Origin of the sequence: Streptomyces diastaticus subsp. diastaticus, from assembly GCF_011170125.1 — a bacterium.
Lineage (GTDB): Bacteria > Actinomycetota > Actinomycetes > Streptomycetales > Streptomycetaceae > Streptomyces > Streptomyces diastaticus.
In genome coordinates, this window is record NZ_BLLN01000002.1 from 271,853 (window position 1) to 285,996 (window position 14,144).

Consider the following 14,144-nt stretch of genomic DNA (forward strand, 5'->3'; position numbering starts at 1 on the left):
CCCTCCTGGGTTGCGCATGGCGCCATAATGATGCCATTATGGCGCCATGGACCTGACGCCCTATGTCGAAACCCTCCGTCGCGACCTCGCGGTGGCCGCCGAGGCGGGCGGGGAGGACGCCCGCGAGCTGGCCGAGCGGCTGACCGCCCCCCTGGAGTCGGCCACCCGGCTCGCGATGCTCAACGTGCTCTCCGCCGCCATGGACGAGATCACCCGGGAGCTGGCCCCCGGCTCGGTGGACGTGCGGCTGCGGGGGCTCGACCCGGATTTCGTCGTCACGCCGCCGCCGCGTGACGAGGCGGGCGAGGAACGGAGCGGGCCGGCCGCTCCCCTCAGGGCGCCGGCCACGCCCGAGGGCGAGGACGGCGGCACCGCCCGCGTCAACCTCCGCCTCCCCGCCCGTCTCAAGGTCCGCGCCGAGGAGGCGGCCGCCGCCGAGGGGCTGTCGGTCAACGCCTGGCTGGTACGGGCCGTCTCGGCCGCGGTCGAGGACGGCACCGCCCCGGCGCGGCCGTCGCCACGGACCCGCGCCACCCGCACGGGCGGCCAGAGCTTCACCGGCTGGGTGCGCTGACCGTCCCCGGTCAGGCCAGCCCGAACCACCTCACCCCACCCACACCGCACCGCCTCCCACCTGCGGAGACGGCGCGAAGTACCCAGAGGACGGGACAGCCATGCCTTCTTTTGACACCACCTTCGCCACCCCCGGGCCCATCTCGGCCACCGTGCACGTGGAAGCCGGGTCCATCCGCCTCGTCGCCGCCGACCGCGTCGACACCGTCGTGGACGTCCAGCCGCGCGACCCCGGGAAGGACCAGGACGTGCGTGCCGCCGAGCAGACGGAGGTCAGTCACCTGAGCGGCCTGCTGACCGTACGGACACCCAAGCAGCGCGCGCTGTTCGGGCGCACCGGGTCGGTCGACGTCACCGTGGAACTGCCCGCCGGGTCGCGGGCCGAGCTGACCGGGGCGTGGGCGCAGGTGTACGGCGAGGGCCGGCTCGGCGAGGTCCGCGTCCAGACCTCGGCGGGCGACGTACGCCTCGACTCCACCGGGCCGCTGCACGTGCGCGCCTCCTCCGGCAGCGTCACCGTGGAGCGGGTCGAGGGGACCGCGGAGATCACCACCAGCACGGGCAGCGTGCGGGTCGGCACGGTCAGCGGACCGGCCGTCCTGGGCAACTCGCACGGCACCACCACCGTCGGCGCCGCCCTCGGCGACCTGCGGGTGCGCGGCGCCAACGGCGACATCCAGGTGGAGCGCGCCGAGGGGTCGGTCACCGCCGTCACCGCCCACGGTTCGGTGCGGATCGACGAGGTGGTGCGGGGCAGCGCGCGGCTGGAGACCTCGCACGGCTCGGTCGAGGTCGGTGTCCGCGAGGGCACGGCCGTCTGGGTCGACGCCCACTCCCACGCCGGGCAGGTCGTCAACGCCCTGGAGTCCTCCGAAGGACCCGACGAGGCCGAGGACACCGTCGAACTGCGGGCGCGCACCCGCTTCGGCACCATCCAGCTCCGGCGGGCCCGCGCCTGACGCGCGAGTCGGCCCCGGCGCGCGGGAGCGCGGCGGGGCCGACGGGGCCGACGGGGCCGACGGGGCCGACGGGGCCGACGGCCGCACCCTCCGCCGCCGCGGAAGCTCGCGGGGGGAGCCGCAGACCCGCAGACCCGCCCGTAGCCGCACGGCGCCGCAGCCGCAGGGCCCCGTAGAGCCGCGTAGAGCCCCGTAGAGCCTCGTAGAGCCGCCATCGGACGCTTTGTCGCACTTGATGATGGTATGAGCGTTTCGCGGCCAGGGGGGCGGGAAGGCCGTACGGAGCGGCAGTCCCGACCGGCGGCGCCTGCCCGCCTCCCCTTCGGGCACGCGGCCGCCTCAGCGGACGGCACCGCCCGTGGCGGCCTCACGGCCCAGGCCAGGTGGCCGCCCGGGCGCGGTCCCGTGGTCCGGCCGACAAACCGGCCCGGACCGCCGACACGGAGCACGGACCGGCACGAGACCCCCGGGACAGAGAGGAACGGCTCACCATGACCACCGCACGCGAGATCATGACCGGCGGCGCCCAGTGCGTCGGCGAGCAGGAGACCGCCCTGGAGGCGGCCCGGAGGATGACCACGCCGGAGGTCGGTGCCCTGCCCGTCCGCGGGACCGACGACAGGCTCAAGGGCGTGGTCACCGACCGCGACATCGTGGTGAAGGTGCTCGGCGCGGGCAAGGACCCGGCAGAGACGAAGGCGGGTGAACTGGCACAGGGCGAGGCGGTGACCATCGGCGCCGACGACGGGGCCGAGGAGATCCTCGCCCCCATGACCACCTACAGGACCCGGCGCCTGCCGGTCATCGACGGGCACCGGCTGGTCGGCATGGTCTCCCAGGCGACGTCGCCCGAGCCCTGCCCGACCCCCAGGTGGGCGACCTCCTGACCGCCCTCTCCAGCGACTGAGACCGAGCGCCGGGCGGGCCCCGCCGCCCCGTACGCGCTCCCCCTCCCGGGCCCGCGCCACCGGCGTCGGAGCCCCGCCCCCGACCACCGCACCAGCCCGCAGAGGACCGGCCATGTCCAGTACCGCACTGCTCGTGATCGACATGATCAACACCTACGAGCACCAGGACGCCGAGACGCTGACGGCCTCGGTACGCCCCGTCGTGCCCACGATGCGCGCGCTGATCGAACGGGCCCGGGCGGAGCGGACACCGGTCATCTACGTCAACGACAACTTCGGACGCTGGCGCTCGCACCACGACGAGCTCCTGGCCGCCGCCCTCCGCGGCCCCCACGCCGACCTGGTCGAGCCGATCCGGCCGGACGACACCTCGATGTTCGTGGTGAAGGCCCGCCACTCGGTCTTCTACCAGACCCCGCTGGAGTACCTCCTCCAGCAGGAGGGCCTGCACCACCTCGTCCTGTGCGGGCAGGTCACCGAACAGTGCATCCTCTACTCCGCGCTCGACGCCCACATCCGGCGCTTCCAGGTCACCGTCGCCGAGGACGCCGTCGCCCACATCCACCCCGATCTCGCGGACGCGGCGCTGCGGATGATGGAGCGGAACATGGGCGCCGACGTCCTCCCCGCGGACCGGATCGACCTCAGGGCCTGACCGGGACGGGCGCCCCCTGTGCGGTCAGCCGCCCGTCGACGACCCGCACCACCTGGTCCGCGCCGGACAGGTGGCGCGGGTCGTGGGTGACCAGGACGGTGGCCGTGGCGGTGCGGTGGGTGAGGTCGGTGAGCAGGTCCAGGACGGCGGCGCCGCGTTCGTGGTCGAGGGCGCTGGTCGGCTCGTCGACGAGGAGCACGCGCGGGCCGTTCATCAGGGCGCGGGCGATGTTGACGCGCTGCCGCTGTCCGCCGGAGAGCTGGTGCGGGCGGCGGTCGGCCTGCTCGGCGAGGCCGACCGCGTCGAGGAGTTCGCGGGCCCGCTCGCGCGCGGCGGCCTTGGGCCGCCCGTCGATACGCGCCATCACCTGGAGCTGTTCGGCGGCGGTCAGGGCGGGCAGCAGGTTGGGCTGCTGGAAGACGATGCCGATGCGCGAGCGGCGCAGCGCGCTCAGCTCCCCCCGGCCGAGCCCGGCGGTCTCCTGCCCGGCGACGCGGACGGTGCCGCTGTCCGGCGTGATCAGCGTCGCGGCCACCGCGAGCAGGCTCGACTTGCCCGACCCGGACGGCCCGACGACCGCCGCGAGGCTGCCCTCCGGAACGTGCAGGCTGACCCGGTCGAGGGCGGTGAGACGGCTGTCGCCGTCGGGGTAGGTGAGGGTGACGTCGGTCAGTTCGAGGCTCATCGTGCGCTCCCCAGGGCGGTCAGCGGGTCGACGGAGGTGATGCGGCGGACGGAGAGGGCGGCGCCCAGCGCGCCGAGGGCGATCAGCACCGCGGCCGGTACGAGCACCGTCCCGGGCGCCAGGGAGAAGGGCACGGCGGAGCCGGAGACCAGCGCGCCGATCCCGGCGGCGAGGGCGGTGCCGAGCAGGGTGCCGGCGGTGAGCAGGACGAGGGCCTGGCCGAGGGCGTCGGTGAGCAGGCCGCGGGTGGGAGCGCCGAGTGCCTTGAGGACGGCGATGTCACCGGCGCGCTGAATGGTCCAGACGGTGAAGAAGGCCCCGATGACCAACGCGGAGATGGCGAAGAGGAAGCCCCGCATGAGTTGCAGCGAGCCGTTCTCGGAGGTGTACGAGCCGATCGCGGCGAGCGAGTCGTCGGTGGTGACGGTCCTCGTGTCGGCCGCCCGGTCGGCGGCGGGGAGCGCGGCGGCGTCCGCGTCCACGGCGACGACGGTGGCGGTCGTGGTGCCGCGCCCGGCCTCGGCGGCGCCGGGCGCGAGGTGCTGCCAGTCGGCGAGATGCGTCCACACCACCGGCAGATGGCTGTAGGCGTCGTCGCCGCCGATCGACCTTACGGTGAACTGGCGGCCCGCGACGGCCACTTCGTCGCCCACCGCGTCGACCCCCAGCTCCTCGGCGGCCGGCTCGGTCAGCGCGATCTCGCCTTCGCCGACGTCCCCGGCGCCGATTCCGGAGTCGGGCCGGACACCGAAGGCGGCCACCGAGGCGTGGCGGTCGCCCGCCGCCGCCCGCACCGAGGCGATCCCGACCGGCTCGGCGGAACGCACGCCCTCGGCGCTGCCGAGTCGCTGCCACTGCTCCTCGCGGACGACGGAGGAGGCGTACGACAGGTCTTCGCCGTCGGCCGGCGCGGCGAAGGCGATCCGGTCGGCGGGCAGGCGGGTCACCGCCGAGATGTTCTGCTGCCCGAGCCCCGCCGTCAGTCCCGACAGCAGTCCGACCAGAAGCGTGATCAGTACGATCACGGCCCCCATCAGCGCGAATCGCCCCTTGGCGAATCGCAGGTCCCGCCATGCGACGTACATCCCACCTCACTCCTTCTCGGGCCTCGCGGCCCGCTCGGATTGCCGTTGGTCCCACCGTCGCCGCCGGAGGGGGTCGCGGGCATCGCGCGAGGGATGGCAGTTGGGGAGTCGGAGGGGGGAACGCCCACTCAACCTTTCGGTTGACCGGCCCCGGGCCGCCCGGCAGGGGCGCGGACGCGACAGAATGGCCGGACCGAACACAGACGCGAACGACCGCGGCCGAGGCGGCGGGGAACCCGGGGGGGGCCATGGCAGGGGAGACCGGCGCGACGAGGGACGAGCAGCCACCGGCCGGCTCGGGCGGGTCACCGGAGGACACGCCGGGGCGTGGGTACCTCGTCGGCCTGTACACGGGCCTCGCCGCCATGCTGGTCGCGGTCGGGCTGCTGTTCGTCGTCCGGGGAGCCGTCGTCGAGCGGGACGCCTACCGCGCGGCGGAGCCCTGTGGGGTGCGGTCGGTGACGGACGACTGCGTGAAGCTGACCCGGGCGACCGTCCAGGGCACCGACGACCAGGCGATCGGCCGGGGTGTGCGGCACTGGCTCCGCTACACGGCCGGTCCTTCCGCCACCGAGGAACGCGTCCGGATGGACGGCTCCTCCCCCGTCCACGACACCGTGCGGGCCGGCGACACGGTCACGCTCGTCCACTGGCGCGGCGAACTCGCCTCCGTCCGCCTCGGCGACGTGGCGCAGGAGACGCACGACTCCCCCGCACGCGGCTGGCGGATGCCGCTGGCCGTGGCGCTGGTCCTGCTCCTGCCCGGTGCCGCCTTCACCTGGTTCGCGCTCTGGTACCGGCGGCACGCCGCCGCTCCGCCGCGCGAGACGGTGGTGTTCCTGCCGATGACGGTGCTGCTCAGCGGTACCCTGCTCGGCGCGCTGAGCCTCTTCGGCGCCCTGGGGGCCGCGGACGTGGGTGAGGCGCTGCGCTTCCTGGCGGCGGCCGCCCCGCCGGTCGTGCTCGTCTCCGCGCTGACCACCTGGTTCTTCCGGCGTCGCAGCCGCAAGGCGGCCGACACCAGCGGCCTGGCGCCCGTCACCCCGGACGGCAGGCGCTGCCTCGGCGCCCAGGTGCACGGGCCCGTCCCGTACAGCCGCGACGGCTACGGCGTACTCGTCGTCGGCGACGGCCCGCCGACCGCCACACCCGACCCGCACGGCAAGGTCGCGCTCAGTCCGCTCCCGCCCACGCTGACCGTCGAGCGGGTGCGCGGCATCGAGTCCTCGGACCCGCGCGGCTGGCTGGAGCGGTACCGGTACGACGGAGTGGTGCTGGTCTGCCGCGACGGCGGCGAGCAGGTGCTGATCGGCACCTCCCGCCGGGAGGCGCCGCTGGTGTGGGGCGCGCTGCTGGCGGCCGGGACGGCCGGGGTCTGACTCCGGCCGCCCCACCCCCCGCACACGTTCCACCGAGGTCGCCGCCGCCCCGTCGCCGGCACTGAGCCTGCCGGCCATGGGCGGCGCCGCCGCGCACACGGCGCCCGTCGGCGGCTGCGAGGCCGGGGCCTCCGTGGCCGTACGGTCCGCCCCGGACCCGTCCGACGCCCTGACCCCGTCACGTCCCCCTCTCCGCCGGAGGCCAGCACGCCGAGCATCTGGGCCAGGGCGCCGGCCTCTCCGGGCAGCAGGCGACCGTGCTGCGCGGCAAGACCCGGTCCACGCTGTTCCCCACCACGATCAACGGGCGCAGGTACGGCTCCGCCGCTCTCGTCCTGGACGTACTCGGGCTTTCGCCCGATGGGGCGGGAGTGCGTGCCGGGCGCCGTGGGCCTCGTGCGCGACTCTGCGGATCTCCCCCAGGGCCTGTCCGGCACTGCTCGGCGAAAAGGTGTCCGGGCACGGCCGCGCCCGTCGGCCCGCAGCCGGTCAGCCGGTGGTGCGGACCGGGCCCGGGGCGGGTGTCACGGCGGGGGCGGCCTCGTCGGCGCCCGGGCGCGTGACCTGGGCCGAGGCCAGCATCTCCTCGATGAGCTCGTCCGCGTCGAGGCGCTTCTCGAAGCCCGCGACATCCTCCAGCTTGGTCCTCAGCGAGACCTGGCGGGGCGCCAGGAGCTGGCAGCAGTCCTCGTCCGGGAGGACCGAGATCTCCGCCGTCCCGATCCGCCGGGCCTCGTCGATGATCTCCTGCTTCTCCCAGCCGATCAGCGGCCGCAGTACCGGCAGCGTCGCGGCCTCGTCCACCAGCGCCATGTTGCTGAGCGTCTGGCTGGCGACCTGGCCGAGCGCGTCCCCGGTGACCACGGCCTGGGCGCGCAGCCGCCGGGCGAGGACCGAGGCGGCCCTGACCATCAACCGCCGCTGTCCGACCACCTGGAAGCGCCCGGCCCCGGCCACCGCCAGTTGCTTCTGCGCGTGGCCCAGCGCCACGATGTGCAGCTTGCCGGGCGGCTGGTAGCGGTTGAGTTCGCGGGCCAGCGCGTACGCCTTGAAGGCCGAGGCGGCGTTGGTGTACGGCGCGCCGGTGAAGTGGACGAAGTCGCAGCGCAGTCCGCGCCGCATGGCGCGATGGGCGGCGACCGGAGAGTCGTAGCCGCCGGAGAGCAGGACCAGGGCGCGGCCGCTGGTGCCGACGGGGAGGCCGCCCTGGCCAAAGTGGCGCAGGCCGGAGACGTAGGACTCCTTGCGGTCTATCTCCACCTCGACGCGTATGTCGGGGCGGGTCAGGTCCACGGGGAGGCCGTGGGCCTCCTGGATGCGGGCGCCGACGAGGCGTTCGAGTTGGGTGGAGGTGAGCGGGAAGGGCTTGTGGCGGCGGCGGGCGCGGACCGCGAAGGTGGTGCCGGGCGCGGCCCCGTCCAGGGCGCCGACGGCCGCCGCGACGATCGCCTCCTCGCTGGTCTCCACCCGCAGCGCGGGCTGCACGGCGACGAAACCCATGACCCGCCGGGCCCGGGCGATCAGCTCGTCCTGCGGGGCGTCGCCGCCGAGGACGGTGACGTTCTGCATCTCCTTGATCCAGACGGAGCCGGGGACGCCGCGCAGGGCGCCGCGCAGGTTGTCGTGGAGGCGCTCGACGAACAAGTGCCGGTTGCGGCCCTTGAGGAAGACCTCGCCGTGCTTCAGCAGGACGCAGGGGCCGATCGGTACGGGTCCGGCCAGATCGGGGACGCCCTGGGCGGGCACGGCGGCGTTCACGGTTACTCCTCGCGGGACAAAGACGGCGGCAGCGCCTCGGAGGGGCACGAACCCGGGCCCCCGCCGGTCGGGCGGGCCGTCGTCCAGGTTAGACGGGCCATCCCGCGCGCCGCCCGGCCCTGTCCAGGACGCCCGCGTGGGATGTTTCACGTGAAACATCGCGAGGTGGCACAGAAGGTCCGGGCCGGGACCTTCCGCGCCACCCCGCGCCGAGCCACCCCGCGCGGCCCGGGCTCAACCCGGCAGCCGCAGCCTGCTCCGGCGGGCCGCCGCCACCAGTTCGGGCACGGTGGCGAACTTGGTGCGTACCCGCCCGTCGCGCTTCCCGCTCTCCCGCTCGGCCCGCTCGATGGCGGCGAGCCCCCGGGCGTCGACCAGGCGCCGGTTGCGGCGCCGGGCCAGCCGGGCGAACTCCTTGGCGGAGCCGGCGGGTGTGGGAAGCTCGCCCGCCACCGCGTCGGCGAGCAGGGTGGTGACGGTCTCGGCGGCGCAGGCCCGGTTGGCGCCGATGCCACCGGAGGGACCGCGCTTGATCCAGCCGACCACGTACTCGTTGACCCGCCCGCGCACCCGCCCGGCCTCGTGCGGCACGGTCCCGGTGGCCTCGTCGAAGGGCAGTCCGGGCACGGCCACACCCCGGTGACCGATCGAGCGGACCACCAGCTCGGCCGGGATCTCCGTGCCGCCGGTGACCTGGATGCCGGTGACCGCCTGATCGCCGGTGAACGCGAGCGGCGCCGAGTGGAAGCGGAAGACGATGCGGCGGCCCGGCTCGGGCGGGAGCGACCAGTCGACCGCGGTGCGCGGGACCCCGCTGAGCATGCCCGCCTTGTCCAGCGGCCCTGCGGCGTCGATGGCCGCGCCGGTCCGCGGGTCGTGGTCGTCGACGAGGAGGTCGACGCCGTCGAGGTGGTGGAGGGCGAGCAGCTCGGTCCGGGTGTACGCGGCCTCCTCCGGGCCCCGGCGGCCGAGCAGCACCACCTCGCGGACGCGGCGCCCGCGCAGGGCGTCGAGCGCGTGGGCGGCGATGTCGGTGGCGGCGAGGGCGTCGGGGTCGGAGACGAGGATGCGGGCGACGTCGAGGGCGACGTTGCCGTTGCCGACCACGACGACGCGTTCGGCGTCCAGGGAGACGGCGTCGGGGGCGTGGTCGGGGTGGGCGTTGTACCAGGCGACGAGGCCGGTCGCGGAGAGGGAGCCGGGCAGCTCCTCGCCGGGTATGCCGAGCCGCCGGTCGGTGGCGGCGCCCACCGCGTAGATCACCGCGTCGTGGTGGGCGGCCAGTTCCTCGGCGCTCAGCTCCTTGCCGACCTCCAGGCCGAGCTGCATCCGGACGCGCGCGTGGTGGTGGAAGCGGGCGAACGCCTCGCCGGCCTTCTTGGTGGCCGGATGGTCGGGCGCCACCCCGTACCTGATCAGGCCGCCCGCGACGGGCAGCCGGTCGACCAGGGTCACCTGGGCGTCGGTGTGCAGCAGCAGGTCCTCGGCGGCGTACATGCCGGCCGGTCCGGTGCCCACCACGGCGACCCGCAGCGGGGCGAAGTCGGCGGGCAGGGTGCGGGCGAAGCCGGGCGCCTCCCACTGACGGAACAGCGGTCCGCTGCGCGCGGGTGCGCCCGCCACCGCCTCCCGCTCCGGCTCGGCGGCCACCGCCTCCCGCTCCGCCCCGGCCGGTGCCGCCGGGGCCGGCGTCGCTGTCTGCTCCTCGTAGTAGGCGGCGTTGAGGGCCGCGTACTCGCGGTGGGCGGGCTTGAGGCGGTCGACCGGGAAGATCGCGTCGACCGGGCAGGCGTCGGCGCAGGCGCCGCAGTCGATGCAGGAGCGGGGGTCGATGTGCAGCATCTCGGTGCTGCCGAAGGCGCGTTCCTCGGGCGTGGGGTGGATGCAGTTGACCGGGCACACCGCGACACAGGTCGCGTCGTTGCAGCAGGTCTGGGTGATGGCGTAGGTCATGGTCCGCTTCCGGCTCGGTCGTACGGGCCCGGGGCGGCCCGGACCGTGAGGGGGTGCGGGCCCGCCGGGGACGCGGACCGCGAGGGGTACGGCGGCGGGCCGGGCCCGCCGCCGGGACGCGGGCGGGTCAGAGCAGGTTGGCCCGCCGGTAGACCGCGGCCGCCGGGCGGGTGAGGAGCCGGGCGGAGGAGAGGAAGTCCATCAGCCCCGAGCAGCTGGAGCGGATCATCGACTTGTGGTGCTGGTTGGCCTTGGCCTCGGCGCGCGCCCGCTCGGTGTCGAGCCCCGCGTTGCGGTACACGTCGCGGTTCCACATGCTCGTGATGACGAAGTAGGCGCAGACGGAGATGACCAGCGCCTGCGTCTGGCGGCGCAGCCAGCCCGCGTTCTCCAGCCGCTTGATGGTCTCGTCCCGGGCGAACTTCATGTGCCGGGACTCCTCGACGACGTGGATGTTGTTGATGGTGCGCACGAAGGGCACCACCCGTTCGTCGCGCATCCAGTCGCGCTGCATCACGTCGAGGACCTCCTCGGCGACGAGGATCGAGGCGTACGCGGCCTCGCCGAACGCCAGCGTCTTGAAGAGACGGCCCAGCTCCATCACCGCGCGGCGCGGCTTGTAGGCCGGGGCGCCGAGCTTGCGGACGCCGCGCGCGAACATGATGGAGTGCCGGCACTCGTCGGCGATCTCGGTGAGCGCCCACTGGAACTCGGGGCTGGCCGGGTCCTTGGCGTAGATGTCCCGCAGCACCATCTGCTGGAGGATCACCTCGAACCAGATGCCGGTGCTCGCCACCGACCCGGACTCCTGACGGGTCAGCTCCTTGCGCTGGTCCTCCGTCAGTTCGTCCCAGTAGCGGGTCCCGTAGAGCGAGCTCCACTCCGGGCTCATGCCGTGGAAGTCCTTGTCGAGCGGGGTGTCCCAGTCCACCTCGGTGGCCGGGTCGTAGGAGAGCTTCGCCGAGGACTCCAGCAGACGGCGCGTGATGTCGTTGATGTCGTGCCCGCCCTCGTCCTGGGCGGTGGGCTGTGCGTCGGTCGTTGCCATGGGAGCGGCCCCTTCGTCCGGATGCGGGCGACACCACACTCGTGGTGTTACCGATGGTAAGAAGGGCCGCCGCCCGAGGGAACCCCTCGGGCCGTGTTATTTACAGGATGTCGACAGCGGGCTCCCGGGGCCGAGCGGGGACCCGCGCCCCGGCCGGCACGAATAGAGCATCCGTTCGACGGATTCCCGGTGGATGTCTTGGCCAACGTCTTTCATGGGCAAAGCGTCGCTGTCAGAGCGGCCTGCTTCACTGAGAGCGTCTGATCCATCCAGGGGAGTCCCATGCGGACCATGATTCGAAGGACGCGCGAAGACCTCTTGGCACAGCGTGCGCGGCTGCTGGCCGAGGTCCACATGACCCACGACGAACTCCAGCGCCGAGCCGAGTCGTACACACTGAGCGCCCGTGAGCTGAGCGTTTGGCACACCATCGAAGGCATCGACCACCTTCTGGCCGGTGACCGCTGACGAGGCCCGGCTCGAAGCGAAGGCCACCGGGTTCGCCGAGACCCTCACCGCCCTGACGCGGGGAGTCCTCGGTCCGGACTCGCCACGCTTCTCCGCGGGCTACAGCGGCACTCGGGTTCTCGTGGCCCCGCTCGACGAGGACGGGATGACCGCCACCAGCATCCCTGTCGCGACCGACCAAGTCCCGTGCCTACAGCTGCACATCCAGCACTTCTGCTGCTGGGACACGGCAGGCCAGTACCTGGCGACCGACCGCGCCGACGTCAAGGTGTTCTTCGAATCCAGCCTTGAGCCGCTACTGCGCCACGAGTACGTCCGCAAGGGGAAGAACCCACCCGGAGCGCACCTTCAGGTACACGCCCACCGGGACGAACTCGCGTACCTGCTCCGTCTCGCCGAACGCAAGCAGTCAAGCCCGAGCGGGAAGTCCAGGCGAGGCAAGCCACCCCGGGTCTCGGAGATCCGCTTCCCTGTCGGCGGTCACCGGTTCCGGCCGGGGCTCGAGGACGTCCTGCTGCTCCTGGAGAGGGAGTTCGCCATCGACGTCGAGCCCGGATGGCGCAAAATCATCGAGGCGGAAACGGGGAAGTGGCGCCAGTCGCGGTTGCGCGCGGCAGTCCGCGACGCGCCCGATGTCGCAGCCGCGGTGCTCCGTGACCTCGGCTACGCGGTGGACCCGCCACAAGGCGACGGCCTGCCCGCGCCCCGCTCTTCCGGCATGGACTCCCGCTTGTACTGGCCCTAGGCCGTTTCGTTTGGATCAGTTGGTCGTTGGTCCGGGTGTGCCGTTGACTGACGCGCAGTGGGCGCGGATCGAGCCGTTGCTCCCGGACCGGACGCCGAAGCGGGGTGGCCGCTGGCGTGACCATCGTGAGGTGATCGACGCGATCGCCTACAAGTTCCAGACCGGTACGCAGTGGGTGCACCTGCCGGAGAAGTACGGCAACTGGCGGGGTGTCTACAACCGGCTGCGGATGTGGGCCGTCGACGGCACCTGGGAGCGGGTTTTCACCGCCTTGGTGGCCCAGGCCGACGCCGACGAGGACGTCAGCTGGGCCGTCTCGGTCGACTCCACGATCGTGCGGGCCCACCAGCACGCGGCCGGGGCCCGTAAAAAGGGGCCCCGGCCGGCGAACCCGGCGACCACGCCATCGGCCGTTCCCGCGGCGGACTGACCACGAAGATCCACCTCGCCGCCGATGCCCGCTGCCGGCCCCTCGCGTTCGTCCTCACCGCCGGACAGGCCGGTGACGCACCTGCCTTTCCCGAGGTCATGGCCCGCCTGCGGGTCCCCCGTCGGCGAGGACGACCCCGCACCAGGCCGGACGTGGTCCTCGCCGACAAGGCATACTCCTCCCGCGCCATCCGCGAACACCTGCGCAAGCGCGGCATCCGGGCCGTGATCCCCGTCCCCGCAGACCAACGCCGCCACCGGCTCCGCCGAGGCAGCCGAGGCGGCAGACCACCAGCCTTCGACCGCGAGACCTACAAACAGCGCAACACCGTCGAGCGGTGCATCAACCGCCTCAAACAGTGGCGAGGCATCGCCACCCGCTACGAGAAAACCGCCACCATCTACCTGGCCGGACTCCACGTCGCGGGCATCTTCCTCTGGTCCACCCGATGATCCAAACGAAACTGCCTAGGCCGGCCCCCCACCCCCGGAGAGCCGGCCGTCAGCGGTCCGCGCCGCCTTCCGGCGTACGCTCGCCCCATGCCCCACCCGTCCGACGACCGACCGGACCCCCGCCCCGTCCCTCCGGCCTCCGGCGCCCCGGAGCCGGGTGGCACGCACCGCGCGAACCTGCCGCTCCCGCCCCCCGAACCGGTCGACCCCGACCTCGGCCCGGGACCGGCGCAGGGGGCGCCGCCGGAGAGCCGGCTCCCCGTCCTCCTCGCCATCTCGCTGGGCGGCGGGGCCGGAGCCGCCGTCCGGTACGGGGCGACCGTGCTGTGGCCCACCCCCACCGGGGCCTTCCCCTGGACGGTCCTCGTCGTCAACGCCGCCGGCTGCGCGGGCATGGGCGTGCTGATGGCGCTGCTCACCGAGGTGTGGCGGGGCGCCCCCCGGCTGCTGCGGCCCTTCCTCGGCACCGGCGTGCTGGGCGGCTTCACCACGTTCTCCACCTACGCCCTGGACGTGCAGACCCTTCTCGACGGCGGCCGCCCCGGCCGCGCCCTCGCCGACCTGGCGCTGACCCTGCTCGCCGCGCTCGCCGCCGTCACCGCCGCCTCCGGGCTGACCCGGTGGGCGGTACGCCCACGCCTCAGCCGCACGGGACGGAGCACGGTGTGAACTGGCTGCTCGTCGTCGCCGGCGGCATGATCGGCACCCCCTTGAGGTACCTCACCGACCGTGCTGTCCAGCGCCACCACGCCTCGGCGTTCCCCTGGGGCACCCTCGTCGTCAACGTGTCCGGCTCGCTCGTCCTCGGCGTGCTCACCGGCGCCCTGCTCACCGGCGCCGCCTCCGAGAACCTGCTGCTCTTCGCGGGCACCGGGATCTGCGGGGCCTACACCACGTACTCGACCTTCTCCTACGAGACCCTGCGCCTGGCCGAGAGGGGCGAGCGCACCGCCGCCTTCGCCAACGTCGCCCTCAGCCTCACCGCCGCCCTCGGCGCCGCCGTCCTCGGGCTCGGCCTGGCGAGAGCCGTGTGGGGCGGCTGACGG

The 14,144-nt window shown here is 73.9% G+C and carries 13 protein-coding genes and 2 pseudogenes; 10 read left to right on the forward strand and 5 right to left on the reverse strand.

The window, feature by feature from the left end:
* The first annotated feature begins 46 nt into the window (after nt 1-46).
* The 4 genes and pseudogenes from Sdia_RS03020 (at nt 47) to Sdia_RS03035 (ending at nt 3,095) form a co-directional block, all read left to right on the forward strand.
* The gene (locus Sdia_RS03020) at nt 47-574 is read left to right on the forward strand and encodes a toxin-antitoxin system HicB family antitoxin (RefSeq protein WP_100456311.1); all 528 of its coding nucleotides are present in this window, start codon (nt 47-49) and stop codon (nt 572-574) included.
* 100 nt (nt 575-674) lie between these two features.
* A complete protein-coding gene (locus Sdia_RS03025; RefSeq protein WP_189400679.1) occupies nt 675-1,532 on the forward strand; it encodes a DUF4097 family beta strand repeat-containing protein in 858 nt (285 codons plus the stop codon).
* Nucleotides 1,533-2,023: 491 nt separating this feature from the next.
* Nucleotides 2,024-2,439, forward strand: a pseudogene (locus tag Sdia_RS03030) (CBS domain-containing protein).
* Between the two features lie 113 nt (nt 2,440-2,552).
* Nucleotides 2,553-3,095 carry a cysteine hydrolase family protein gene (locus tag Sdia_RS03035; protein ID WP_100456313.1) on the forward strand — a complete coding sequence of 181 codons (543 nt, stop codon included), beginning with the start codon at nt 2,553-2,555 and terminating at the stop codon, nt 3,093-3,095.
* Here Sdia_RS03035 and Sdia_RS03040 read toward each other — a convergent pair.
* Together Sdia_RS03040 and Sdia_RS03045 are read right to left on the reverse strand one after the other, a co-directional pair.
* Nucleotides 3,085-3,780: an ABC transporter ATP-binding protein gene (locus tag Sdia_RS03040; protein WP_100456314.1), complete on the reverse strand. Its 696-nt coding sequence runs from the start codon at nt 3,778-3,780 to the stop codon at nt 3,085-3,087. The two genes, Sdia_RS03035 and Sdia_RS03040, sit on opposite strands and share 11 nt — an antisense overlap.
* Complete coding sequence (locus Sdia_RS03045) at nt 3,777-4,865, reverse strand: ABC transporter permease (protein WP_100456315.1); 1,089 nt, start codon at nt 4,863-4,865, stop codon at nt 3,777-3,779. Before Sdia_RS03045 ends, Sdia_RS03040 begins: the two co-directional genes overlap by 4 nt.
* 248 nt (nt 4,866-5,113) lie before the next feature.
* Here Sdia_RS03045 and Sdia_RS03050 point away from each other — a divergent pair, with 248 nt between their 5' ends.
* Nucleotides 5,114-6,244, forward strand: a complete 1,131-nt coding sequence (locus tag Sdia_RS03050; protein ID WP_229830961.1) for a hypothetical protein — start codon at nt 5,114-5,116, stop codon at nt 6,242-6,244.
* A gap of 489 nt (nt 6,245-6,733) precedes the next feature.
* Here the strand turns inward: Sdia_RS03050 and thiI are convergent, their stop codons facing one another.
* The 3 genes from thiI to Sdia_RS03065 form a co-directional block, all read right to left on the reverse strand.
* On the reverse strand, nt 6,734-8,002 hold the full coding sequence (gene thiI / locus Sdia_RS03055; protein ID WP_100456316.1) for a tRNA uracil 4-sulfurtransferase ThiI: 1,269 nt from the start codon (nt 8,000-8,002) through the stop codon (nt 6,734-6,736).
* 234 nt (nt 8,003-8,236) lie between these two features.
* Complete coding sequence (locus Sdia_RS03060) at nt 8,237-9,955, reverse strand: FAD-dependent oxidoreductase (RefSeq protein WP_100456317.1); 1,719 nt, start codon at nt 9,953-9,955, stop codon at nt 8,237-8,239.
* Between the two features lie 127 nt (nt 9,956-10,082).
* Nucleotides 10,083-11,003, reverse strand: coding sequence for an AurF N-oxygenase family protein (locus Sdia_RS03065; protein WP_115067745.1), 921 nt, complete (start codon nt 11,001-11,003; stop codon nt 10,083-10,085).
* Between the two features lie 318 nt (nt 11,004-11,321).
* Between Sdia_RS03065 and Sdia_RS03070 the strand changes: the two genes are divergently transcribed.
* From Sdia_RS03070 to crcB, 5 genes and pseudogenes are all read left to right on the forward strand, one after another.
* Nucleotides 11,322-11,471 carry a hypothetical protein gene (locus Sdia_RS03070; protein WP_229830964.1) on the forward strand — a complete coding sequence of 50 codons (150 nt, stop codon included), beginning with the start codon at nt 11,322-11,324 and terminating at the stop codon, nt 11,469-11,471.
* Nucleotides 11,461-12,216: a hypothetical protein gene (locus tag Sdia_RS03075; RefSeq protein WP_189500130.1), complete on the forward strand. Its 756-nt coding sequence runs from the start codon at nt 11,461-11,463 to the stop codon at nt 12,214-12,216. Before Sdia_RS03070 ends, Sdia_RS03075 begins: the two co-directional genes overlap by 11 nt.
* A gap of 19 nt (nt 12,217-12,235) precedes the next feature.
* Nucleotides 12,236-13,098 (forward strand): annotated as a pseudogene (locus tag Sdia_RS03080) (IS5 family transposase).
* An 87-nt stretch (nt 13,099-13,185) separates the two neighbouring features.
* Nucleotides 13,186-13,767 (forward strand): fluoride efflux transporter FluC, encoded by a 582-nt coding sequence (locus Sdia_RS03085; protein WP_189500485.1) that lies wholly within the window; start codon nt 13,186-13,188, stop codon nt 13,765-13,767.
* Nucleotides 13,764-14,141: a fluoride efflux transporter CrcB gene (crcB, locus tag Sdia_RS03090; protein WP_100456321.1), complete on the forward strand. Its 378-nt coding sequence runs from the start codon at nt 13,764-13,766 to the stop codon at nt 14,139-14,141. The genes Sdia_RS03085 and crcB overlap by 4 nt, the downstream gene beginning before the upstream one ends.
* Nucleotides 14,142-14,144 lie beyond the last annotated feature (3 nt).

Bases quoted from the DNA above. Each gene is read 5' to 3' on its own strand.
- Sdia_RS03020 (WP_100456311.1), top strand. From the start codon at position 47: ATGGACCTGACGCCCTATGTCGAAACCCTCCGTCGCGACCTCGCGGTG.
- Sdia_RS03025 (WP_189400679.1), top strand. From the start codon at position 675: ATGCCTTCTTTTGACACCACCTTCGCCACCCCCGGGCCCATCTCGGCC.
- Sdia_RS03035 (WP_100456313.1), top strand. From the start codon at position 2,553: ATGTCCAGTACCGCACTGCTCGTGATCGACATGATCAACACCTACGAG.
- Sdia_RS03040 (WP_100456314.1), bottom strand. From the start codon at position 3,780: ATGAGCCTCGAACTGACCGACGTCACCCTCACCTACCCCGACGGCGAC.
- Sdia_RS03045 (WP_100456315.1), bottom strand. From the start codon at position 4,865: ATGTACGTCGCATGGCGGGACCTGCGATTCGCCAAGGGGCGATTCGCG.
- Sdia_RS03050 (WP_229830961.1), top strand. From the start codon at position 5,114: ATGGCAGGGGAGACCGGCGCGACGAGGGACGAGCAGCCACCGGCCGGC.
- Sdia_RS03060 (WP_100456317.1), bottom strand. From the start codon at position 9,955: ATGACCTACGCCATCACCCAGACCTGCTGCAACGACGCGACCTGTGTC.
- Sdia_RS03065 (WP_115067745.1), bottom strand. From the start codon at position 11,003: ATGGCAACGACCGACGCACAGCCCACCGCCCAGGACGAGGGCGGGCAC.
- Sdia_RS03085 (WP_189500485.1), top strand. From the start codon at position 13,186: ATGCCCCACCCGTCCGACGACCGACCGGACCCCCGCCCCGTCCCTCCG.